At 69.2% G+C, this 22,158-nt stretch carries 18 protein-coding genes; 14 read left to right on the top strand and 4 right to left on the bottom strand.

Features of this window, described 5'->3' with window-relative positions; translation table 11 throughout:
* The first annotated feature begins 1 nt into the window (after position 1).
* From T8T98_RS04310 to T8T98_RS04350, 9 genes are read left to right on the top strand one after another with little or no spacing between them, the layout of a single operon-like run.
* Positions 2-625, top strand: coding sequence for an NADH-quinone oxidoreductase subunit J (locus T8T98_RS04310; RefSeq protein WP_160732313.1), 624 nt, complete (start codon positions 2-4; stop codon positions 623-625).
* Positions 622-927, top strand: coding sequence for an NADH-quinone oxidoreductase subunit NuoK (gene nuoK, locus T8T98_RS04315; protein WP_160732314.1), 306 nt, complete (start codon positions 622-624; stop codon positions 925-927). The genes T8T98_RS04310 and nuoK overlap by 4 nt, the downstream gene beginning before the upstream one ends.
* Before the next feature lie 6 nt (positions 928-933).
* On the top strand, positions 934-2,997 hold the full coding sequence (nuoL, locus tag T8T98_RS04320) for an NADH-quinone oxidoreductase subunit L (RefSeq protein WP_251103952.1): 2,064 nt from the start codon (positions 934-936) through the stop codon (positions 2,995-2,997).
* Entirely contained in the window at positions 2,997-4,559 is a 1,563-nt protein-coding gene (locus T8T98_RS04325; protein ID WP_251103951.1) for an NADH-quinone oxidoreductase subunit M, read from the top strand. Before nuoL ends, T8T98_RS04325 begins: the two co-directional genes overlap by 1 nt.
* On the top strand, positions 4,559-6,019 hold the full coding sequence (gene nuoN / locus T8T98_RS04330) for an NADH-quinone oxidoreductase subunit NuoN (protein WP_251103950.1): 1,461 nt from the start codon (positions 4,559-4,561) through the stop codon (positions 6,017-6,019). Before T8T98_RS04325 ends, nuoN begins: the two co-directional genes overlap by 1 nt.
* Positions 6,016-6,726 (top strand): biotin--[acetyl-CoA-carboxylase] ligase, encoded by a 711-nt coding sequence (locus T8T98_RS04335; protein WP_251103949.1) that lies wholly within the window; start codon positions 6,016-6,018, stop codon positions 6,724-6,726. The genes nuoN and T8T98_RS04335 overlap by 4 nt, the downstream gene beginning before the upstream one ends.
* 11 nt (positions 6,727-6,737) lie before the next feature.
* Positions 6,738-7,529: a type III pantothenate kinase gene (locus T8T98_RS04340; protein ID WP_251103948.1), complete on the top strand. Its 792-nt coding sequence runs from the start codon at positions 6,738-6,740 to the stop codon at positions 7,527-7,529.
* Complete coding sequence (locus T8T98_RS04345; protein ID WP_251103947.1) at positions 7,526-9,172, top strand: ribonuclease J; 1,647 nt, start codon at positions 7,526-7,528, stop codon at positions 9,170-9,172. Before T8T98_RS04340 ends, T8T98_RS04345 begins: the two co-directional genes overlap by 4 nt.
* Before the next feature lie 4 nt (positions 9,173-9,176).
* Entirely contained in the window at positions 9,177-9,446 is a 270-nt protein-coding gene (locus tag T8T98_RS04350) for a DUF1467 family protein (protein WP_160732321.1), read from the top strand.
* Here the strand turns inward: T8T98_RS04350 and T8T98_RS04355 are convergent.
* Positions 9,443-12,103, bottom strand: a complete 2,661-nt coding sequence (locus T8T98_RS04355) for a coiled-coil domain-containing protein (protein WP_251103946.1) — start codon at positions 12,101-12,103, stop codon at positions 9,443-9,445. The genes T8T98_RS04350 and T8T98_RS04355 overlap by 4 nt on opposite strands.
* A gap of 71 nt (positions 12,104-12,174) precedes the next feature.
* On the opposite strand from T8T98_RS04355, the gene T8T98_RS04360 reads away from it, so the two are divergent.
* The 4 genes from T8T98_RS04360 (at position 12,175) to T8T98_RS04375 (ending at position 16,204) form a co-directional block, all read left to right on the top strand.
* Positions 12,175-12,483 carry an Hpt domain-containing protein gene (locus tag T8T98_RS04360; RefSeq protein WP_251103945.1) on the top strand — a complete coding sequence of 103 codons (309 nt, stop codon included), beginning with the start codon at positions 12,175-12,177 and terminating at the stop codon, positions 12,481-12,483.
* A gap of 88 nt (positions 12,484-12,571) precedes the next feature.
* Positions 12,572-13,813, top strand: coding sequence for a hypothetical protein (locus tag T8T98_RS04365; RefSeq protein ID WP_251103944.1), 1,242 nt, complete (start codon positions 12,572-12,574; stop codon positions 13,811-13,813).
* Positions 13,814-13,822: 9 nt separating this feature from the next.
* Positions 13,823-14,782, top strand: coding sequence for a hypothetical protein (locus T8T98_RS04370; RefSeq protein WP_251103943.1), 960 nt, complete (start codon positions 13,823-13,825; stop codon positions 14,780-14,782).
* 3 nt (positions 14,783-14,785) lie between these two features.
* Positions 14,786-16,204, top strand: coding sequence for a sensor histidine kinase (locus tag T8T98_RS04375; RefSeq protein ID WP_251103942.1), 1,419 nt, complete (start codon positions 14,786-14,788; stop codon positions 16,202-16,204).
* 112 nt (positions 16,205-16,316) lie between these two features.
* Here T8T98_RS04375 and T8T98_RS04380 read toward each other — a convergent pair whose 3' ends face one another.
* Positions 16,317-17,603 (bottom strand): citrate synthase, encoded by a 1,287-nt coding sequence (locus T8T98_RS04380; protein ID WP_251103941.1) that lies wholly within the window; start codon positions 17,601-17,603, stop codon positions 16,317-16,319.
* Between the two features lie 41 nt (positions 17,604-17,644).
* A complete protein-coding gene (gltX, locus tag T8T98_RS04385; protein ID WP_160732328.1) occupies positions 17,645-19,057 on the bottom strand; it encodes a glutamate--tRNA ligase in 1,413 nt (470 codons plus the stop codon).
* 29 nt (positions 19,058-19,086) lie between these two features.
* Between gltX and T8T98_RS04390 the strand changes: the two genes are divergently transcribed.
* Complete coding sequence (locus T8T98_RS04390) at positions 19,087-21,279, top strand: ComEC/Rec2 family competence protein (protein WP_251103940.1); 2,193 nt, start codon at positions 19,087-19,089, stop codon at positions 21,277-21,279.
* Between the two features lie 99 nt (positions 21,280-21,378).
* Here T8T98_RS04390 and lexA read toward each other — a convergent pair whose 3' ends face one another.
* Positions 21,379-22,092: a transcriptional repressor LexA gene (gene lexA, locus T8T98_RS04395; protein WP_160732330.1), complete on the bottom strand. Its 714-nt coding sequence runs from the start codon at positions 22,090-22,092 to the stop codon at positions 21,379-21,381.
* Positions 22,093-22,158 lie beyond the last annotated feature (66 nt).

The raw sequence follows: 22,158 nt of genomic DNA on the forward strand, positions 1-22,158 counted from the left end.
CATGATCCAGACTCTCGCCTTCTACCTGTTCGCGTTCCTCGTGCTCGCCAGCGGCGTGTTCACGATACTGGCGCGCAACCCGGTGCACTCGGTCCTGTGGCTGATCCTGGCGTTCTTCAATGCCGCCGGCCTGATGATCCTCGTCGGTGCGGAATTCATCGCCGCGCTGCTGGTGATCGTCTATGTCGGCGCGGTCGCGGTGCTGTTCCTGTTCGTCGTCATGATGCTGGACATCGATTTCGCCGAACTGCGCGCCGGGTTCGTGAAGAACTTCCCGCTCGGCATCGCGATCGCGCTCGTCCTGCTGGCCGAGCTGATCCTGGGCATCGGCGCATACCGCGCCGGCGCACTGGAACTGGGCGTTCCCGATGGCAGCGCGGCCCCGCTGATGGACCGCAGCAATCTCGAGAACCTGGGCACCGTGCTTTACGGCAAGTACCTGTTCCTGTTCGAAGCCGCGGGCATCATCCTGCTCGTCGCCATGGTCGGGGCGATCGCGCTGACCCACCGCGGCCGGCCCGAGGGCGCGCGCGGCCACCAGGACATCGGCAAGCAGGTGCGTCGCCGCCCGGGCGAGGCGACCGAAATGAAGAAGCCGGAAATCGGCAAGGGGGTCGAGCTGTGATCGGCATCGAACACTATATCGTGGTCAGCGCGGTCCTCTTCGTGCTGGGCGTCCTGGGGATCTTCCTCAACCGCAAGAACGTGATCGTCATCCTGATGGCGATCGAGCTGATCCTGCTCGCGGTGAACATCAACCTGGTCGCCTTCAGCGCCTTCCTCGGCGACATGACGGGACAGGTCTTCGCCATGTTCGTGCTGACCGTCGCCGCGGGCGAGGCCGCGATCGGGCTTGCCATCCTGGTCATCTATTTCCGTGGCCGGGGCACGATCGCGGTCGACGACGTCAACCGGATGAAGGGATAAGCACCGGTGGAAACGTCGATTCTCCTCATCGTCTTCCTGCCCCTGCTCGCGGCCATTGTCGGCGGGCTGGGCAATCGGGCCCTCGGCAACACCGTGGTGAAATCGCTCACCACCGGCGCCCTGTTCGTTTCCTGCGCGCTGTCGTGGCCGATCTTCCTCGGCTTCGTCGCCGGGACCGCCGAGGCGCAGGTCGTGCCCGTGCTCCAGTGGGTCCAGTCGGGCGCGCTGAGCTTCGACTGGGCGCTGCGGGTCGATACGCTGACCGCGGTCATGCTGGTCGTGATCACCAGCGTTTCCGCGCTCGTCCACCTCTACAGCTGGGGCTACATGGAGGACGACCCGGACCAGCCGCGGTTCTTCGCCTATCTCTCGCTGTTCACGTTCGCGATGCTGATGCTGGTGACGGCGGACAACCTGGTCCAGATGTTCTTCGGCTGGGAAGGGGTCGGCCTCGCCAGCTACCTGCTGATCGGCTTCTGGTTCCGCAAGCCGAGCGCCAACAAGGCCGCGATCAAGGCCTTCGTGGTCAACCGCGTCGGCGACCTCGGCTTCATGCTCGGCATCTTCGGCACGTTCCTGGTGTTCCAGACGACCTCGATCCCCGAGATCCTCGAGGCCGCGCCGGGGATGAGCGGGAGCTCGATCGGCTTCCTCGGCATGCGCCTGCAGACGATGGACGTGCTGTGCATCCTCCTGTTCATCGGGGCGATGGGCAAGTCGGCGCAGCTCGGCCTGCACACCTGGCTGCCCGACGCGATGGAAGGCCCGACGCCGGTGTCCGCGCTGATCCATGCGGCGACGATGGTCACCGCCGGCGTGTTCATGGTCTGCCGCCTGTCGCCGATGTTCGAAACCGCGCCGGTCGCGCTGGCGCTGGTCACCTTCATCGGGGCGGCGACCTGCTTCTTCGCGGCCACGATCGGCACGACGCAGTGGGACATCAAGCGGGTCATCGCCTATTCCACCTGTTCGCAGCTCGGCTACATGTTCTTCGCGGCGGGCGTCGGCGCCTATGGCGCGGCGATGTTCCACCTGTTCACGCACGCCTTCTTCAAGGCGCTGCTGTTCCTCGGCGCGGGTTCGGTCATCCACGCGATGCACCACGAACAGGACATGCGTTATTACGGCGCGCTGCGTAAGCACATCCCGCTGACGTTCTGGGCCATGATGGCCGGCACGCTGGCGATCACCGGGGTCGGCATCTACTGGCTGCACGCCGGCTTCGCGGGCTTCCATTCGAAGGACGCCATCCTCGAGGTCGCCTTTGCCCGCGGCACGGAGATGGGCACGTTCGCCTTCTGGATGGGCGCGGTCGCGGCGCTGCTGACCAGCTTCTATTCGTGGCGGCTCATGTTCCTCACCTTCTGGGGCAAGCCGCGCTGGGCGGGCAGCGAGCATATCCGGCACGCCGTCCACCACGGTCACGACGATCCGGAAGACGCCAATCCCCCGGCCCAGGAAGACGCGGGCGACGATGCCGTGCATCACGTCCCCTCGACCGAGCAGAGCGACGGCACTGCGGGTTACCATCCCCACGAAAGCCCGGTTTCCATGCTGGTTCCGCTCGGCGTGCTGACGGTGGGCGCGGTCTTCGCGGGCTGGGTGTTCAGCCACGCCTTCCTCGACGATCCGGCCTTCTGGGGCGGCTCGATCTTCTACAACGAGGCGCTGATCCACGAGATGCACGCCGTGCCGCTGTGGGTGAAGCTGACGGCGAGCTTCGTCATGCTGCTGGGCCTGTTCGGCGCGTGGCTGGCCTATATTCGCGACACCTCGATCCCCGGCAAGTTCGTCGAACAGTTCCGCTACGTCCACAACTTCGTCTACCGGAAATGGTACTTCGACGAGCTTTACGACCTCGTGTTCGTGAAGCCGGCGTTCTGGTTCGGCCGGCAGTTCTGGAAGCGCGGCGACAAGGGCCTGATCGACCGCTTCGGACCCGACGGGGCCGCCTGGGTCGTCGCGCGCGGCGCGGTCGTCGCGCGCAAGGTGCAGTCCGGATATCTCTATAGCTACGCGCTGATCATGCTGCTTGGCCTGGTCGCCGCGATCACCTGGGTGCTGATGTAATGGGGGGCTTCCCGATCCTTTCGCTGATGCTGGCGATCCCGCTTCTGGCGGGCATCGCGTGCCTGTTCGTCGAGGCGAAGGCGGCGCGCACGATCGCGCTCGCCGCGACGCTGGTCGACCTGGCCCTTGGCATCGTGCTGTGGCTCAACTTCGATATCGGCGGCGCGCAGTGGCAATATACCGAGCGCTACGAGCTGTTCGCCGGCTTCAGCTACGCGCTGGGCATCGACGGCATTGCGCTTCTGCTGATCGTCCTCAGCACGTTCCTGATGCCGATCTGCATCCTCGCGAGCTGGGAATCGATCACCCGGCGCGTGGGCGAGTACATGGCGGCGTTCCTGCTGATGGAAGTCCTGATGATCGGCGTCTTCGCCGCGCAGGACCTGTTCCTGTTCTACATCTTCTTCGAAGCCGGCCTGATCCCGATGTACCTGATCATCGGGATCTGGGGCGGGCAGGACCGGATCTACGCCAGCTACAAGTTCTTCCTCTACACCCTGCTCGGATCGGTCCTGATGCTGATCGCGATGCTGTGGATGGTGAACGAGGCGGGGACCACCGACATTCCCACGCTGATGCAGTACGATTTCCCGCCGGCGGCGCAGACCTGGCTGTGGCTCGCGTTCTTCGCCAGCTTCGCGGTGAAGATGCCGATGTGGCCGGTGCATACCTGGCTGCCCGACGCCCACGTCCAGGCGCCCACGGCCGGCTCCGTGATCCTGGCCGGTGTCCTCCTCAAGATGGGCGGCTACGGCTTCATCCGCTTCAGCCTGCCGATGTTCCCCGAAGCGAGCGCGCAGTTCGTCTGGCTGGTCTGGGGCCTGTCGATGGCGGCGGTCGTCATCACCAGCCTGATCGCACTGGTGCAGCAGGACATGAAGAAGCTGATCGCCTATTCCTCGGTCGCGCACATGGCGATCGTGACGGTCGGGCTGTTCGCGTTCAACGTCCAGGGCCTGGAAGGCGCGATGATCGTCATGCTCAGCCACGGCCTCGTGTCGGGTGCGCTGTTCCTGTGCGTCGGCGTGATCTACGACAGGCTGCACACGCGCGAGATCGATCGGTACGGCGGGCTCGCGATCAACATGCCGAAATACGCGGTGTTCTTCCTCCTCTTCACGATGGCCAGCATCGGCCTGCCGGGCACGAGCGGGTTCGTCGGCGAATTCCTCAGCCTGGCCGGGATCTACCAGGCCAATTCCTGGGTCACGCTGGTCTGCACGACCGGGATCATCCTCGGGGCCGGTTACATGCTCTATCTCTACTGGCGGATCGCCTTCGGCGTTCAGAAGAACGCCGATGCCGCGGCCATGCCCGATCTCAACCCCCGCGAATGGGCCATGCTGGCCCCGATCGCCGCGGCGGTGCTGTGGATGGGCGTCTATCCGGAAAGCTTCCTCGCGCCGATGCGCCAGGATATCGCCGCGCTCGATGCGCGCCTCGCGCGGGCCGCGCCCGATGGCGATGCGGACCTGGCCGCGGGCACCCCGCGGGCGGAGGCGGCCAATGCCGTTGCCGGCGCACATGACGCCGCAGATGGCGAGGCGGAGGGAGCGCACTGATGCAACTGCAGTCTTCCCTCGCGCTCATCGCGCCTGAAATCGTGCTGAGCCTGGCCGGCCTGGCCCTGCTCCTGATCGCGGCGTGGAGCCGCAATGCCGGCCGGCTGGTCACCATCCTGGCTGCCGTCGCGCTGGGCGGGGCGAGCGTCCTCGTCGCGCGGGCGCTGTGCAGCGGGGCCATGGGCCCCGACACGCTGGCCTTCGAAGGGCAGTTCGCGGCCGATGCCTTCGCATCGTTCGCGAAGATCCTGATCTTCGTCTCGGCGATCGCCTGCCTGATGGTCGCGCCGCGGTTCTTCGATCGCGACGGGGCGATAAGGGCGGAATACCCGGTGCTGATGCTGTTCGCCGCGCTCGGCATGGCGATCATGGTCTCGGCGACCGACTTCATGACGCTCTACATCGGGCTCGAACTGAACAGCCTGGCGGCTTACGTCCTCGCCTCCTTCATGCGCAGCGACGACCGTTCGGCGGAAGCGGGCCTAAAGTATTTCGTGCTCGGCGCGCTGGCGAGCGGGATCCTGCTCTACGGCATCAGCCTGGTCTATGGCTTCACCGGCACGACCTCGTTCGAGGGCGCGCGCGCTGCCATGTCGGGCGAACTGTCGATGGGGATGCTGTTCGGCCTGATCTTCGTGCTGGCCGGGCTGGCGTTCAAGATCGCTGCCGTGCCGTTCCACATGTGGACGCCCGACGTCTACGAAGGCGCGCCGACGCCGGTGACGACCTTCTTCGCCACCGCGCCGAAAGTCGCCGCCGTCGCGCTGACCGCGCGGGTCGCGCTGGATGCCTTCGGCATGCAGATGGATGCCTGGCGCCAGATCGTGATCTTCGCCGCGCTCGCCTCGATCGTGGTCGGCGCGCTCGGCGCGATCGGGCAGAGCAATCTCAAGCGCCTGCTGGCCTATTCGTCGATCAACAACGTCGGGTTCATCCTGATCGGCCTCGCGGCCGGCACGGCCGCCGGGGTCTCGGCGATGCTGGTCTACCTCGCGATCTACGTCGCGATGTCGCTGGGCAGCTTCGTCGCCGTGCTCATGCTGCGCAACGCGCAGGGCGAGCAGGTCGAAGGGCTTGCCGATATCGCCGGCCTGTCGAGCACGCGCCCGCTGCTGGCGCTCTGCCTGGCGGTGATGATGTTCAGCCTGGCCGGCATTCCGCCGCTGTTCGGCTTCTGGGGCAAGTTCGTGGTGTTCTGGGCCGCGGTCGAGGCCGACCTCGTCGCCCTGGCCGCTATCGGCATCGCGGCCAGCGTGATCGGCGCGTTCTATTACATCAAGGTCGTGAAGGTGATGTATTTCGACGAGCCGGCAGGCGTCGTCACGGGCAGGAGCGACTGGGCGCACTGGCTGATCCTGGGCGTGACCACGGCCGCCATGTCGCCGCTCGGCTATCTCCTGACGCGCGTGCTGGGCGACCTCGCCGACCGCGCGGCAGAGGCCCTGCTGTTCGTCGCTTGATCGAAACCGTCGCCGAAACCGGCTCGACCAATGCCGATCTCGCCGCGCGTCTGCGCAATGGCGAGCGCGTGGCCGAGGGGGGCTGGCTCATCGCCGATCGCCAGGTCGCCGGCCGCGGCCGGCAGGGGCGCCCCTGGTCCGATGGCGCCGGCAACTTCATGGGCTCTACGCTGGTGCGGCCGGGGCCGGGCGATCCCCCGGCCCATACGTTGACGCTGATGGCGGCGCTGGCGGTTTACGACGCGGTCCTGCCTCTCCTGGCGGAGCCGCAGGCGCTGGCGATCAAGTGGCCGAACGATCTTCTTTTGCGCGGCGCGAAGCTCTCGGGCATATTGCTCGAACGGGTCGGCGAGGCGGTCGTGGTCGGCATCGGGGTTAACCTTGCCCAGGCGCCGGACCTGCCCGACCGGCCGGCCGTGGCACTGGCGCAGCTCGGCCCCGCGCCCGACCGCGATGCCTTCGCGGCGACCCTGGCCGAGGCGTTCGACCGCGAACTGGAACGCTGGCGCACGTTCGGCATCGAGCCACTGGTCCGGCGCTGGCTGGCGGCCGCGCACCCGGTGGGGACCGCGCTGCGCGTTCACGATGCCGAAGGGCAGCCGACCAGCGGCCGTTTCGCCGGGCTCGCCGCCGATGGCTCGCTGCTGCTGCGCTTGGAAGACGGGACGACCCGTGCCATCCATGCCGGTGACGTCACGCTCGGTTGAAGGATACGGTCATGCTGCTCGCCGTCGATGTCGGGAATACCAATGTCGTTTTCGCGCTCTTCTCCACGCCGGAGGAGGGCGGGCGCGAGATCCGGGCGCGCTGGCGCATTGCCACCGATCCGCGGCGGACCGGGGACGAATATGCCGTCTGGCTGCTGCAACTGATGAAGATCGAGGGCATTGCCCGCGACTCGATCACGCAGATCATCTTCGGATCGGTCGTCCCGCGGGCGGTGCACAACCTCACCGTCCTGGCAGAAAAGTACTTCGGTCTCGAGCCGCTGATCGCGGGGGAAGGGGCGGCCGAATGGGGCATCGCGATCGACGTCGACGAACCGCGCTCGCTCGGCGCGGACAGGGCGCTCAACGCCATTGCCGCGCACGCGCGCTATCCCGGCGACCTGATCGTCGTCGATTTCGGCACGGCGACGACGTTCGACGCGGTCGATTTCAACGGCGCCTACAAGGGCGGGATCATCGCGCCGGGCATCAACCTGTCGCTCGACGCGCTGGTCGGCAACACGGCGAAGCTGCCGCGGATCGCGATCGAGGCGCCGCGCGGGGCCAGCGTCATCGGCACCAATACCGAAGACCAGATGCTGATCGGCGTCTTCTGGGGCTATGTCGCGATGATGGAGGGGCTGATCGCCCGGATGCGCGAAGAGGTCGGACGACCGGCAAACGTGGTGGCGACCGGCGGGCTGGCGATCCTGTTCGATGAACACACCCGCATCTTCGATGCGGTCGATGCCGACCTGACGCTGGAAGGCCTGGCGATACTGGCCGAAAGGGCCGCACGATGAAAAAGAACTTCGCTCCGGAAAACGAACTGCTGTTCCTCGCGCTCGGTGGCTCGGGCGAGATCGGCATGAACGTCAACCTCTACGGCTGCAACGGCAAGTGGCTGATGGTCGATCTCGGCATGACCTTTTCCGGCGGGGAGTATCCGGGCGTCGACCTGGTCTTCGCCGACCTTGAGTTCATCGAGGATCGCGCGAAGGACCTGGTCGGGATCGTGCTGACCCACGCGCACGAAGACCATATCGGCGCCGTCCCCTATTTCGCCGCCGAGCTGGGCGTGCCGCTCTACGCCACGCCGTTCACGGCCGACCTGGTGCTGCGAAAGCTGGCGGAGGCGGGCCTGGCGGGCGAAGTCGACCTGCGGATCGTGGAAGACGGCGATCCCATCGCGCTCGGCCCGTTCACCGTTTCCTACCTCCCCTTGGCCCATTCGATCGCCGAAGGACACGCGGTGCTGATCGATACGCCCCATGGCCGGGTGTTCCACACCGGCGACTGGAAGCTGGACGAAGATCCGATCGTCGGCGTTCCGACGACGGAGGAAGAGCTGACCGCCATCGGCGACGAGGGCGTGCTCGCGCTGGTGTGCGATTCAACCAATGTCTTCAACCCGGCGCCGAGCGGCTCGGAAGGCGCGGTCTATGCGGGCCTGATGGAAGAGGTGAAGCGCCACGCCGGGCGGCGCGTGCTGGTCACGACATTCGCCTCCAACGTCGCGCGCCTGCACACGCTGGGCGAGGTGGCCAAGGCCACCGGGCGGCGGCTCTGCGTCGCCGGGCGCTCGCTCGACCGCATCATCGAGGTGGCGCAGGACAACGGCTATCTCGAGGATCTGCCCGAGCTGGTCGATTTCGATACCGCGATGGGCCTGCCGCGGGGGGAAGTCCTGTTCATCGCCACCGGCGGGCAGGGCGAACCGCGCGCCGCGCTGGCCCGGATCGCCGAGGGCAATCACCCGATCGAGCTGGCCGCGGGCGATGTCGTGCTCTTTTCCAGTCGCCAGATCCCGGGCAACGAGCTCGCGATCGGGCGGGTGCAGAACCAGCTCGCCGAACGCGGTATCGTGATGGTGACCGACCGGCAGAGCGAGATCCACGTTTCCGGACATCCCGGCCGGCCCGAGCTGGAGGCGCTCTACGACTGGCTCCGGCCCGAGATCCTGCTGCCCGTCCACGGCGAAATGCGCCACATGCAGGAACAGGCCCGGCTGGGGCTGGCATGCGGCATTCCCAGCGCCGTCGTCCAGAAGAACGGCGACATCGTGCGCCTGGCCCCGGGCGAGCCGGGGACGATCGCGCAAGTGCGCGCCGGGCGGCTCGTGCTCGACGGCGACATCATCGCCCCGTCCGATGGCGAAGGCGTGGTGATGCGCCGGCGCATTGCCGCCGAAGGGGCGATGGTCGTGGTGCTGGGGCAGGGGTTGAGCGTGGAGGTGGAGACGTTCGGCCTGCCGCTGGAGGAAGACATGGACGATTTTCTGGCCGAGGCGAAAGCCGACATACGCGATGCCATCGGCAAGCTGCGCGGCCGCGCGCGCAACGACCGGGAGGACGTTTCGGAAGCCGCGCGGCTCGCCGCGCGCCGGGCCGCGCGCCGGTGGTCGGGCAAGAGCCCCCAGGTCAAAGTCGTGATAGTGGGGGGCTGACGCGATGCAGTGGACGTCCTTCCTCGCGATCTATCTCCTCGTCTGGGTTCTCAGCGCCTTCGTCATGCTGCCGCTGGGCATCCGCACGCACGACGAACTGGGGATCGAGAAAGTGCCGGGCCAGGCCGACAGCGCGCCGGCCAATTTCCGGCCCTGGCGCGTCGTCCTGCGGGCGAGCATCCTGGCGGCCGTGCTCACGGGCCTCTTCGCGCTCAATTACCAGTATGGCTGGATCGGCGTGTCGGACCTCGATCTCAGCCGCCTGTTCGGCTAGCCGCGCAGGCGGCGGATCGCCTGCGCCAAGGCGACGTAGAGCTTGCCCATGTCCGAACTCAGCAGGGTCACGCCCAGCGCGTTGCCGTCGCGGGTGGAGAGCATCGTGCGCAGCATCCCCTCGAAATCGGCGACGTAGCGATTGACGTTTTCCTGGAAGTCGGGCTCGCTCTCGTAAAGCTCGGCGATGGCGCGCGCCTCGGTATTGTCCAGCAGGCGCACGGCCCGGCGGGTGAAGATGCCGCGGTCGCCGCGCATGTAGGACGCCCAGGCCGTGTCGGTCACGTCGCTCGACAGCGCCTTGGCGATATCGATCGCGTTCGAATTGAGGCTCTCGGTAATCAGGGCCATGCGCCGGGCGAAGTCGTTGTCCACCCGCTCCTCGGCCCGCTCCCGCGCCTGCGCGACGCGCGCCTCGAGGTTGCCGGCCAGTTCGTCGACCTTGGCCAGCTGGTCGCGCAGCTGGATCGCCGCCTGGCGGCTGGAATCCGACGCGCGCGAGGCGGCCTTTTCGAGCTGGCCGATCGATTCCTCGGCCTTTTCGCGCAGGACGGCATCGAGCGTTTGCGATGTTTCCGCGCCGATCCGTTCGGCCAGCTCGCGAATGCTCTCGCTCGCGTCCTCCCCGATCGCGGCGCGGGCGGAGCGCGCCGCCATCTCGAGTACCTCGATCGCCGCGCGAAGATCGTCCTGCGCCTTGCCGGCAACGGCGGCGCCGTCGTTGCCAAGGCCGGCGATGGCATCGCGCAGGCGGGCGATCTGCTCGCCGTAAGTCTCGTTGGCCTGCGCCAGCCGCTCGTGCAGCGCGTCGATCTCCGCGATCGTTTCGCGCCCGGTGCCCTGTGTCCCGGTGACCAGCTCGGCCAGGCGGGCGCCCGTGGCGCCGGCATCGTCGACGGTGGTCTTGAGCGCGGCGGCACGCTCCTCCACTTCGGCGAGGCGCGTTTCCGCCTCCCCGATCGCGGCCGGCAGTTCTTCGCGCGAGTGCTGGCTGCTCGCCTGGAGCAGTTCGAGCAGGCGCACGCTTGCCTCGGTCAGGCCGGCCACGGCCTCGTCCGTCCCGGCCAGCGAGGCGCGGCTCGCGTCGAGCCGGGACTCCAGCCGTGCGAGGCTCGCCGCCAGGGTTTCCTCGGTCTCGGAACCGTGACGCGCGATTTCCTCCACCGCCTCGCGCATCTGCGTGATCCGCCCGGTGATCGCTTCCCCCTTGCCGGCGAGGGCATCGGTCTCGGCCAGGTGCTCGGCGCGCCGTTCGGCGATCGCCGCATCGAGTTCGGCAAGCCGGGTTGAGAGCGCTTCCGCCACCTCGCGCTGCGCCGCCTCGAGCGCGGCGAGCCGCTCGGCCATGCGTTCCTCCAGCTCGCGGTCGCGTTCCTCGATCCCGCGATCGATCGCCTCGGCTTCGGTCTTCAGGGCCTGCAGCTTGCGGCTGGCGGAGGCCAGCGCGTTCTCGTCGATCCCCTTGATGACATCGATCGCCTCGGACAGGCGCGCCTGCATGGCCTCGACCTGGCCATTCCAGGCCTCGAGCGCGGTTTCTTCGCCTTCGCGCAGGGCATTGCCGATCGTCTTCGCCTCGTCGCGCAGCCCGCCGAGCCGCGCGCGCAGCGAAACGAGCGCTTCCTCTTCTTCGGAGGCCAGGGCCTCGTGCGCGGTGCGAAGTTCCTGCGACAGGGCGTCCGCCCGGCGGCGCAGCGCCGCGAGCGTCTCGATCTCGCGCCCTTCCAGGTCGACCCGGAACGCCTCGCTCTTTTCGCGCAGGGCGGCGAAGCGGTCGGCCGTGGCCCGGTCGAGCTGCTCGCCATGTTCCTCGAACAGGCGCAGCGCCTCGTCCACCCGGCTGCACAGCGATTCGACCCGCTTCTCGCTCGCCTGCCCGGACTCGTCGAGCCGGGCGAAGCCGCTTGCCAGCGCATCCACGTGGTCGCGGGCCACTCGCCCGGCATTGCCGATCTGGTTCGACACGTCCTTGGCCGAATTGGCGATCACGGGCAGTTCGTCGCGCAGCCGGTTCATGTTCTCCAGCGCGGTCGCGCTGACCGAAGCGAGCGCATCCACCCGCTGGCCATTGTCCTCCACCAGCCCGTGAAGGCGGTCGGCATGGGTCGAAAGCCGCTCGGTCGCCAGCCGGCCGAGGCTGTCGAGTTCGCGCGATTGCGAGGCGAGGAACTCGCGCGCGAGGCTCAATTCGCGGTTGATCGTGCCGAGGCGCGTCTCGAGTCGGTCCGACTCTGCGGCCAGCGAACGGGCGACTTCGCCGAAGCGGCGCGCCTCGTGCCGGCTGTTGTGCCGGGCCAGCATCCACAGCACCGCGACCAGCGCGGCGGGTGCCGCCCACTGGCCGATCCAGCCGGTCCACTGGGCGGGGGAGGCCCCTGCCAGCATGGCCTCGCGGTGAACCCACACGAAGGCGGCGGTCCAGCCCAGGATCGCGATCACGGCGAGGGTGGGCACGACCCAGCGGCGGCGCAGGCTTTCGTCATCCTCCACTACCGCCTCGGCCCAGTCGTCCGGCTCCGCCTCGTGGCCGTCGCCCGGTTCCGTACCGGGCGCGCCGAGGTGCGCCGCAGGCGTTGATTCCCCGCCCGCGCCGCCTTCCGGCCGCACCTGGTCGGGTGTTTCGGGCCCGACGGCCCTGATGTTGGTTCCCCCGCTCATGTCCTTGAATCTATCACGAAACCGGCGCGCTGAAACCCTGCTTTAACCAGACTTGCGATAGAGCGGGCAGGATGGTCCACGAAAACGGCACTCTCGATGCGACACTGGCCGCGGCGGCGGGCGACGATCCCGCGCTCCTCGCCGAGCTGCGGGCCGCTTTCGTCGAGAGTCTGGAGCGCCAGATCGACTTGTTGCGCCGCGCGCGCTGCGACGGCAACTGGGAGGTCGCCGCCCTGCGGCTGCGGGGGTTGGCGGCCAGTTTCCACGCCACCGCCTTGCTGCAACTGGCGGACGAGGCCGTGGCCACCGCGCCCGGCGATCCGGCGATCCTGCGCAAGCTCGAGGATTTTACCCGCGCCTTCGCCGCCGACCCGGCCTGACCGGGCAGGTGGGCGGGCGGTCGCCAGGCCGCTTGGCAGCAGGCCCGGCCGGGCCTAGAATCGCGCGCTTTCAGGCGGGAGTCATCATTTGCGCGTCGCCATCCTCTCGGCAATGCATCCCACCGGCTCGCACGGCGAGGGGCCGATCCGCGGCCTCCTGGCGGTCGCGGGCCGCAGCGCCGCGGCCCTGCAGCTCGATCTGGCGCTGCGGCTCGGGTGCGAACGGATCGTCTGCTTTGCCGAGGGGCTGGACGAGGGGATATTGCCGCTGCTCCACCGGGCCGAACAGGGCGGGGCGAGCTTTCATGCGCTTGCCAGCGCGCGTGCGCTTTCGGGCCTCGTGCGTGCGCAGGACGAGCTGTTCCTCTTCGCCGAGGGGGTCGTGCCCGATCCGCTCGCGGCGGGCGAGATGCTGGGCGAGCGGTCGGGCGTCGTCGCCCTGCCGGCCGATGCGGGAATGGAGGCGGGGTTCGAACGGATCGACCGCGACCATGCCTGGGCCGGCATGGCGCGCCTGCCGGGCGCGGCGGTGGAGCGGCTGGCCGAAATGCCGATCGACGTCGAGGCGATCCCGGCGCTCCTGCGCCTGGGGCTGCAATCGGGCGTGCGGCTCGTCCCGCTGCCGCGGGCGGCGCTGACCGACCGGCGGTGGACCCTGCTGCGCGACGAGGAGCACGCGCGCGCTTTCGAGACCGCCTGGCTGCACCAGCGAATCGTCCCCGCCCCGTTCACCGCGCCTCTCCATGCCATGGCCGACCGGCTTTCGACCGCACTGGCACCGCGGGTCCTCGCGCGGAAGGGGCGCGCGGTCCTGCCGTTCGCGGGCGGGGCCATCGTCCTGGCCGGTGCGCTCGCCGCGGCCCACTGGGGCACGGGCACGGGCGCGGGCGCGGGAACGGGGGCCGGGGCCTTCGCCGCGGTCGCCCTGGGCGCCTTCCTCCTGCGCATGGGCGGGACCCTGGCGGCCCTGTCGCGCGACCGCGTGGCGGAAGGCGTTGCCGCGCGGGCCCGGCGCGCGCTGCCCGGCCTGGCGATCGATTTGACGCTCATGGCCGTGGCCGGTTTCCTCGCGCCGGTCGCTGCGCTGGCGGAATGGCTGTTCGCCGCGGGCGCGCTGGTCCTGACGCTGCGCGCGCTTCAGCGGCTTGCCGGCGGCGCGGTGGCGGCGACAGCCTCCGACCGGGCGAGCCTCGCCGTCGTTCTCGCGGCGGGGGCGGCGCTGGGCCAGCCCCTGCCGGCGATCCAGCTCCTGACGCTCCTCGGCCTTGCCGTTCTCGCCTGGCCGCGCCCCGGCCCGACGGATAACGCTGGCTTAACTATGTCGCGCTAAGGCCGGGCGATGACCGAATCCGGCATGAACCAGGCACCCCAGTCGCCGATCGAGAGTGTTCTCGCCGACGAGCTCGCGCGCGGCGACGTCGTGCTCGGCACCGCCGGGCCGATGCTCGGCATGCTCCTGGCCAACTATGGCCATGGCCTTTTCAGCGACGAAGTCGTCGCCCGCGTGCGCGGCATGGTGTCGCACGCCGCGCGCCAGCTCCTCTATGCCCAGGCGAATGCCGCCGGGCTGGAGGACCCCGCCGAATTCGCTGCCCCCCGGTGCGACGACCTGGCCGAGGCCATCGGGCGCGAGCTGCGGTTTCTCGGCCATTGCCACGCGCTCGCCCTCGAATACCGGCTGGCGATCAAGCTGGAGGCGCGCAGCACGATCGACCCGGTCCTGTCGCCGGGTCTCCAGGCGATGATCGCTTCGCCCGATGGCGAGACGGCGCGGCTCGCCATGCAATTGCTGGCATCGCAGGCGCGGTTCATCCAGCAGCAGCGTCGGATGGAGCTGCCGCTCGACGAACTGCCCCGGGCCCTGTTCGACCATGTCCTCGCCACCTGGCGCGGGCAGGCCGACGGGACGGACGAGAACGCGATCGAACAGGCGAGCCAGCGGCTTCGCGATGGCCACGCCGAGCGCGCGCGCCGCCTCGATCTGCTGGCCAAGGCCGCGGCGGCGGTGACGGGCGGGGGCCAGCCGCTGGCCATCGGCCATTTCGGCGTGGCCCTGTTTCTTTCGGCCCTGGCCGAGCAATCGGGACAGGAACGCGAGATCGTGGCGCTGGCGACCGATGAAAGCCAGGTCGGCCGGCTGGCGCTGGCGTTGCGCGCGGCGGGGCTGAAGCACGACCAGGTGGCCGAGCAGTTCCTGCTCGTGCATCCCGAAATCACTTTGCCCGACGCGTTCGACACGCTGAGGGCGGATCGCGCGGCGACCCTGCTCGCCGGATCGGGCCGGAAGGAGCTGGGCTGAGCCATGAACGCGCAGGCCCCCGGATACCTCGCCCGCGGACGGATCGACGGCGACGACTGCCTGGTCGAGGCGGACGAGCCCGTGGCCGGCCTGCAGCGCGAATGCGGCGGCGAAGTGCCCGGCGCGCTGGCGATCCCCGGCCTCCTGGCCGAAATCGGCAAGGCGCGCGCCGCCGGCGCCCGTTATGCCACCGCGTTCGAAGCGCAGGCCGACAGCGAGATCGTGAGCGCCCGGGTGGAGATATTTCCCCATGCCGGCGAAGACGGCACGTGCTCGATCGGAATAACCGACTGGCAGGTCGCGCCCGCGCCGGTGGACAGCGATGCCCAGGCCGCGAGCCGCCGGCTCGAGATCGGCCGCAATGTCGCCGAGCTATGGGCCCGGCTCGATTCGGCGCAGTGCGTGCTGGCGGTCGAAGTGCGCGCGAGCGATCTCGAGCCGCTGGGCCGGCGCATGGCCGGCGCGCTGGGCCATCCGTGGACCGACTTCGTCGACCTGCCCGGCACCGTTCACGAACAGCCGATGCACTGGCGCCTGCTCGACGATGCCGAAGTGCGGGTGGCCGAATCGCAACGGACCTGGCGCGCGATGCTTGCCCCGGTGGCTCCGGCGAGCGCGGGGAAGGGCGGGTTCGAGCTCCTGCTCGTGGCCGATTCGGCGCTCGACACAAGCACTCGCGACGGCGATGAGTCGCAGGACAGCGGCGTTGCTGCTCCGCCGCCGCCTTCGCGGCGGATCGGGCAGGAGCTCTCGCCCGTCCTGCGCCAGCCGATCGCGCGCATCATCGCCAACGCGGAAACGATCCGCACCCGCCTGGCCGGGCCGCTGGCCGAGGAATACAGCAATTACGCGGCGGATATCGCCGCTGCGGGGCAGCACCTGCTGGCCCTGCTCGACGACCTTTCGGACCTGGAAGTTGTCGAATCGGAGGATTTCGACACGGCGCCGGACGAGATCGACCTGGCCGATGTCGCGCGCCGGGCCGCGGGTATCCTCGCGGTCCGGGCGAAGGAACGGCATATCGAGATCGCCGGCCCGGCCGACGACGTTTCCGTGCCTGCCATCGCCGAGTTCCGGCGCGTGCTGCAGATCCTGCTGAACCTGCTGGGCAACGCGATCCGCTACGCGCCCGAGGGGTCGAGCGTGCGCCTCAAGCTATCGGACAGGAAGGGGCGCGCGCGGGTCAGCGTGATCGACGAGGGCCCCGGCCTCTCGGCCGAGCAGCAGACGCGCGTGTTCGAGAAGTTCGAACGGCTGGGCCGCAGCGGGGACGGCGGGTCGGGCCTCGGCCTCTACATTTCGCGCCGCCTGGCGCGGGCCATGGGTGGCGACCTGTCGGTCAAGAGCAAGCCGGGGCAGGGCGCGAGCTTCCGTCTCGACCTGCCGCCCAACCCGGCGAAGCGCAGGCGACCGGCGGATTGATGGCGCCGGCTGCCGCCCGCCAAGGGCGCGGCTCCGCAACATCTTTCCCAAGGCGCCCGCAGGCCGCCGGCGCGCATCAGCGCGATGCCGGCGACCCGGGGCCAACCTTGCCTCAGCGCTTGTCCATCGGGACGTAGTCGCGCTCGGTCGGGCCGGTGTAGAGCTGGCGCGGACGGCCGATGACCTGGCCGGGATCGGAAATCATCTCGTTCCACTGCGCGACCCAGCCGACCGTGCGGGCGAGGGCGAAGAGCGCGGTGAACATCGTGGTCGGGAAGCCGATCGCGTTGAGGATGATGCCCGAGTAGAAATCGACGTTCGGGAAAAGCTTCTTTTCCTTGAAGTAATCGTCGTTGAGCGCGAGCTCTTCGAGCTTCAGCGCGGTCTCGAACACCGGATCGTCGACGTTCAGCGCCTCGAACACCTCGCGCAGCGTCTGCTGCATCACGGTCGCGCGCGGATCGTAGTTCTTGTAGACGCGGTGGCCGAAGCCCATCAGGCGGAACGGGTCGTTCTTGTCCTTCGCGCGCTCGATATAGTGCGGGATGCGATCGGGCGTCCCGATTTCCTGCAGCATGTTGAGCGCGGCCTCGTTGGCGCCGCCGTGCGCCGGGCCCCACAGGCAGGCGATGCCCGCGGCGATGCAGGCGAAGGGATTGGCGCCCGACGAACCGGCCAGGCGCACGGTCGAGGTCGAGGCGTTCTGCTCGTGGTCGGCATGGAGGATGAAGATGCGGTCCATCGCCCGTTCGATGGCGGGGTGGATCTCGTACTCCTCTGCCGGCACGCCGAACGTCATGCGCAGGAAGTTGCCGGTGTAGCTGAGCGAGTTGTCGGGATAGAGGAACGGCTGCCCGATCGAATACTTGTAGGCCATGGCCGCGATCGTCGGCATCTTCGCGATCAGGCGATGGCTGGAAATCTTCCGGTGCTCCGGATCGGAAATGTCGGTGCTGTCATGGTAGAACGCCGACAGCGCGCCGACCACGCCGCACATGATCGCCATCGGGTGCGCGTCGCGCCGGAAGCCGCGATAGAACGTCATCAACTGCTCGTGCAGCATCGTGTGGCGCGTAATCGTGTAGTCGAAATCGTCCAGTTCCTGCTGCGTCGGCAGTTCGCCGTTGAGCAGCAGGTAGGCGACTTCCATGAAGCTCGACTGTTCGGCCAGCTGCCCGATCGGGTAGCCGCGATGGAGCAGGACGCCTTCCTCCCCGTCGATATAGGTCAGCGCGCTTTCGCAACTGGCGGTGGACTTGTAGCCGGGATCGAACGTGAACGCGCCGGTGCTGCCGTAGAGCTTGCGGATGTCGATCACGTCGGGTCCGACGCTGCCCTCGAGGACCGGGAACTCGTAACTGTTGCCCCCGAAATCGAGTTTCGCCTGCTTGTCCGCCAAATTCGTTCTCCTTCTCGCTATCTTGTCGTTCGGCTGCCGGCTTATCGTTCAGCTGCCGGAGCGGCTTGCGCGTCCAGCCGCGCGAGAGCCTCTTCCCGTCCGAGCAGGACCAGCACATCGAAAATTCCGGGCGACGTCGTCGTCCCCGTCAGCGCCGCGCGCATGGGCTGCGCGAGCTTGCCGAGACCCAGTGAGAGTTCTTCGGCGAGTGACTTGGTAGTGGCTTCGAGAGCCTCGATTGTCCAGTCATTTTCGGCCCGCAGCCGGGTGCTCACCTGGTGCAAAATTGCGCGGGCATCGTCGTTCAGCAGCGATTGCGCCTTCTCGGTCATGGCGAGGGGCCGGGTCTTGAACAGGAAGGCCGCCCCTTCGGCCAGTTCGTCGAGGTCGCGCGCGCGCGTCTTGAGCACCGGCATGGCCTGCGTCAGCAGGGCCTCGTCGGTCGGCAGGTCGATCCGCCCCGCGACCAGCCGCGCCAGGCGCGCGTCGTCGGCCGCGCGGATGTAATGGCCGTTGAGGTTCTGCAGCTTCTTGAGATCGAAGCGCGACGGGCTCTTGCCCACGCCGTCGAGGTCGAACAGCGCGATCGCCTCGTCCCGGTCGATCTCTTCCCGGTCGCCGTGGCCCCAGCCCAGGCGCAGGAGATAGTTGAACAGCGCCTCCGGCAGGATGCCGAACTCGTCACGATAGGTTTCCGCCCCCAGCGCGCCGTGGCGCTTCGACAGCTTGGCCCCGTCGCTGCCGTGGATCAGCGGGATATGGGCATATGCCGGCTCCGCCCAGCCCATCGCGCGGTAGATCGGGAGCTGGCGGAAGGCGTTGTTGAGGTGATCGTCGCCGCGGATGACATGGGTGACGCCCATGTCATGGTCGTCCACCACGACCGCGAGCATGTAGGTCGGGCTGCCGTCGGCGCGCAGCAGGACGTAATCGTCCAGTTCGGCATTGCGCACGGTCACGCGGCCCTGGACCCGGTCCTCGATCGCCGTTTCCCCTTCCTGCGGGGTCTTCAGGCGGACCACGTAGGGCGCGCCGGTCGGCGCATCGGCCGGGTCGCGGTCGCGCCAGCGCCCGTCGTAACGCAGCGGCTGCTTCGCCGCGCGCTGGGCGGCGCGCATCTCCTCCAGCTCCTCCGGCGTGGCATAGCACTTGTAGGCATGGCCGCCCGCGAGCAGCTGTTCGGCGACTTCGACATGGCGCGCGCCGCGTTCGGACTGGAACACGACGTCCTCGTCCCAGTCGAGCCCCAGCCAGGCCAGCCCGTCGAGGATCGCGTCGATCGCCTCGGGCGTGGACCGCTTGCGATCGGTATCCTCGATCCGCAGCAGCGCCTTGCCCCCGTGGTGGCGGGCATAGAGCCAGTTGAACAGGGCCGTGCGGGCCCCGCCGATGTGCAGGAACCCGGTCGGCGAGGGGGCAAAGCGGGTAACGACCTGTCCGCTATTGCTTGCCATATCCGAGCTGTTCCTTTCCTATGATGGGCATGGCGACGGGGGTGCCCGAAGTTCCGCTGGGGGGCGGGCCCGAGCGGCCCGATGTTGCGGTGCAGCGCAATTGGCGCAGCGCAGCCCGTTTGTCCAGTGCCCCGGGCAAGCTCGCCGCGCGGGCAGAGGCCTTTCTGGCCGCTGCCGGGGTGGACCGCGGGCCATGGCTCGCGGTGGCCTTCGCGGCCGGGATCGGCGCCTGGTTCGTGCTCGATGGGCCAGCGGAGTGGCTCGCGGCGATGGCGGCCGCGGCCATGGCGGCGCTGGGGGCCGCCGCGGCCTGGCGCGGCCGCGAGGACAGAGCGGGGCTGCGGCTTGCCGTCACCTCGCTTTCGATCATGGTCCTCGCCGGGCTCGTCGTGGTCTGGGTACGTTCCGCCACGGTCGGTGCGGAGCCGATCGAGCGGCCGCGGGTCGAGCGGATCGAGGCGCGCGTGCTCGACCGGATCGAGCAGTCGGCCGAAGGGCGCCTGCGTCTCGTGCTCGCCTATCGCGAGGGCGATACCGGGCAGGCGCGCAAGGTGCGGGTGAACGTGCCGCTGGCCCGCGACGCGCCGGGGCTGGGCGAAGGGGCGGTGGTGCGGCTGCGCGCGCGGCTGATGCCGCCGGCCCCGCCGATGCTGCCGGGGGGATACGACTTCGCCCGCGCGGCCTGGTTCCAGGGCCTTGCCGCGACCGGGTCGCTGATCGGGGAGGTGGACGTCGTCGCGCCGGCCGAGGCGGGCGGCTCGCTGGCGGCGCTGCAGCGCCGTCTCGCCGCGCACGTGCGTGCCAGCCTGCCCGGATCGCCTGGGACGATCGCGGCAGCTTTCGCCAGCGGGGACCGCGGAGCGATCGCCCAGGCCGACGAAGCGGCGATGCGCGATGCCGGGCTGACCCACCTGCTGGCGATCAGCGGGCTCCACGTCAGCGCGGTGATCGCGGCGGCCTACGTGCTCGCGATCAGGCTCCTCGCGCTCTGGCCCTGGCTCGCGCTGCGGGTTCGTCTGCCGATCGTCGCCGCGGCGCTCGCGGCCGGGGCGGGCGTGGCCTATACCCTGCTGACCGGGGCGCAGGTCCCGACCGTGCGCAGCTGCATCGGCGCGCTGCTGGTGCTGGTCGCGCTGGCGCTGGGGCGCGAGCCGCTCTCGCTCAGGATGGTGGCCGTGGCCGCGATCTGCGTCCTCCTGCTCTGGCCCGAGGCGCTGGTCGGGCCGAGCTTCCAGATGAGCTTCGCCGCCGTCCTCGCGATCGTTGCCCTGCACACCAGCGCGCCGGTAAAGGCCTTCCTCGCCCCGCGCGAGGAGGGGTGGATCGCCTGGTTCGCCCGCCGCGCGGCCATGCTGCTGGCGACCGGCCTGGTGATCGAGATCGCGCTGATGCCGATCGTGCTGTTCCATTTCCATCGCGCCGGGGTCTACGGCGCGCTGGCGAACATGGTGGCGATCCCGCTCGTCACTTTCGCCTCGATGCCGCTGATCGCGCTCGCCCTCGCGCTCGACGTCGTGGGCGCCGGTGCGCCGGCCTGGTGGATGGCGGGCAAATCGCTCGACCTCCTGCTTGCCATCGCGCATTTCACCGCCGAGCGCCCCGGGGCGGTCAAGCTGGCGCCGCAGATGGGGGCGGGCACGATGGCGCTGTTCGTCGGCGGGGGGCTGTGGCTGGCGCTGTGGCGGGGCCGGGCGCGGCTGTTCGGGCTGGTCCCGGCGATCATGGCGACTGTCCTCCTGCTGGCGGCGACCCCGCCGCCCGATGTCCTCGTTTCGGCCGACGGGCGGCATGTCGGGATCGTCGGGGAAGGCGAGCGTCTGCTGGTCCTGCGCGACAGCCGCAGCGCCTATGCGCGCGACAACCTGCTCGAACTCGCCGGTATCGAGGGGGCGCCGGTCCCGCTCGCGCAGTGGCCGGGCGCGCGGTGCAGCCGCGACTTCTGCGTCCTCACCATCAGGCGCGACGGTCGCCGCTGGACGCTGCTGATGGCGCGCAGCGCGGTGCTGGTGGAAGAAGGCGCGCTGGCCCGGGCTTGCGCGCAGGCCGACGTGGTCGTGGCCGATCGCTTCCTCCCGCGCAGTTGCCGCCCGCGCTGGCTCAAGGCAGACCGCCGCCTCTTGCGGCAGACCGGCGGGCTGGCGCTCCACCTCGACCGGCCCCGCGTCGTCACGGTCGCGCAGGGCCAGGGGCAGCACGGCTGGTGGCGGGGCTTCGGCGACTGATCGCCGGCAAGATAGCTGTCCTCCGGCCAGGGCCGGCAAGAGAGCTGTCCTCCGGCCAGGGCCGGTGCGGAGGGATGCCCCGGCGACCCGCCCGGGCGATCAGTGATAGCGGCGCAGGAGGCCCGAGAGCTTGCCCTGGACCTGGACTTCGTCCGGCCGGTAGACCTGCGGATCGTAGGCGCCGTTGGCCGGATCGAGCCGGACCATGCCGTTTTCGCGCCGCAGGTACTTCAGCGTCGCTTCCTCGTTCCGCACCAGGGCGACCACGATTTCCCCGTCGCGCGCGACATCGGTGCGGCGCACGAGCGCGAAATCGCCGTCGAAGATCCCCGCCTCGATCATCGAATCGCCCGAAACCTCCAGCGCGTAGTGTTCGCCCGGGCCGAGCAGGGCGGCGGGGACGGGCAGGCTGTTCTGTCCTTCGAGCGCCTCGATCGGCGCGCCCGCGGCGATCCGGCCGTGGAGCGGAATCTCGATCACGTCGTTCGCCGGCTCGGGCACGGCCTTTTCCGCGCGGGCGGCGGCGGCCCCTTGCAGGTCAACGACATTGTCGGCCGCGGCCCCGCCGGCCTTCGCGCCGCGCGCGGCAGGGGTCGAATCCTCCGGCTGACGCAGAACCTCCAGCGCGCGGGCGCGGTTGGGCAGGCGACGGATGAAGCCGCGTTCCTCGAGCGCGGAAATCAGGCGGTGAACGCCCGACTTGCTCTTGAGATCGAGCGCTTCCTTCATTTCCTCGAACGAAGGCGAGATCCCGGTTTCCTCCAGCCTTTGCTGGATGAAACGGATCAGCTCGTGCTGCTTTGCCGTCAGCATGGCGAAATCTCCCTGGTCGCCTGACACGATCGTGCGCGGTTGCGAACGAATGCGGAACAATTAGGC

This window comes from Pelagerythrobacter marinus (assembly GCF_034375205.1).
GTDB classification, from domain to species: domain Bacteria; phylum Pseudomonadota; class Alphaproteobacteria; order Sphingomonadales; family Sphingomonadaceae; genus Pelagerythrobacter; species Pelagerythrobacter marinus.

Bases quoted from the DNA above. Each gene is read 5' to 3' on its own strand.
- T8T98_RS04390 (WP_251103940.1), top strand. From the start codon at position 19,087: ATGGCGACGGGGGTGCCCGAAGTTCCGCTGGGGGGCGGGCCCGAGCGG.
- T8T98_RS04370 (WP_251103943.1), top strand. From the start codon at position 13,823: ATGACCGAATCCGGCATGAACCAGGCACCCCAGTCGCCGATCGAGAGT.
- T8T98_RS04375 (WP_251103942.1), top strand. From the start codon at position 14,786: ATGAACGCGCAGGCCCCCGGATACCTCGCCCGCGGACGGATCGACGGC.
- gltX (WP_160732328.1), bottom strand. From the start codon at position 19,057: ATGGCAAGCAATAGCGGACAGGTCGTTACCCGCTTTGCCCCCTCGCCG.
- T8T98_RS04355 (WP_251103946.1), bottom strand. From the start codon at position 12,103: ATGAGCGGGGGAACCAACATCAGGGCCGTCGGGCCCGAAACACCCGAC.
- T8T98_RS04350 (WP_160732321.1), top strand. From the start codon at position 9,177: ATGCAGTGGACGTCCTTCCTCGCGATCTATCTCCTCGTCTGGGTTCTC.
- lexA (WP_160732330.1), bottom strand. From the start codon at position 22,092: ATGCTGACGGCAAAGCAGCACGAGCTGATCCGTTTCATCCAGCAAAGG.
- T8T98_RS04310 (WP_160732313.1), top strand. From the start codon at position 2: ATGATCCAGACTCTCGCCTTCTACCTGTTCGCGTTCCTCGTGCTCGCC.
- T8T98_RS04345 (WP_251103947.1), top strand. From the start codon at position 7,526: ATGAAAAAGAACTTCGCTCCGGAAAACGAACTGCTGTTCCTCGCGCTC.
- nuoN (WP_251103950.1), top strand. From the start codon at position 4,559: ATGCAACTGCAGTCTTCCCTCGCGCTCATCGCGCCTGAAATCGTGCTG.
- T8T98_RS04340 (WP_251103948.1), top strand. From the start codon at position 6,738: ATGCTGCTCGCCGTCGATGTCGGGAATACCAATGTCGTTTTCGCGCTC.
- T8T98_RS04325 (WP_251103951.1), top strand. From the start codon at position 2,997: ATGGGGGGCTTCCCGATCCTTTCGCTGATGCTGGCGATCCCGCTTCTG.
- T8T98_RS04360 (WP_251103945.1), top strand. From the start codon at position 12,175: ATGGTCCACGAAAACGGCACTCTCGATGCGACACTGGCCGCGGCGGCG.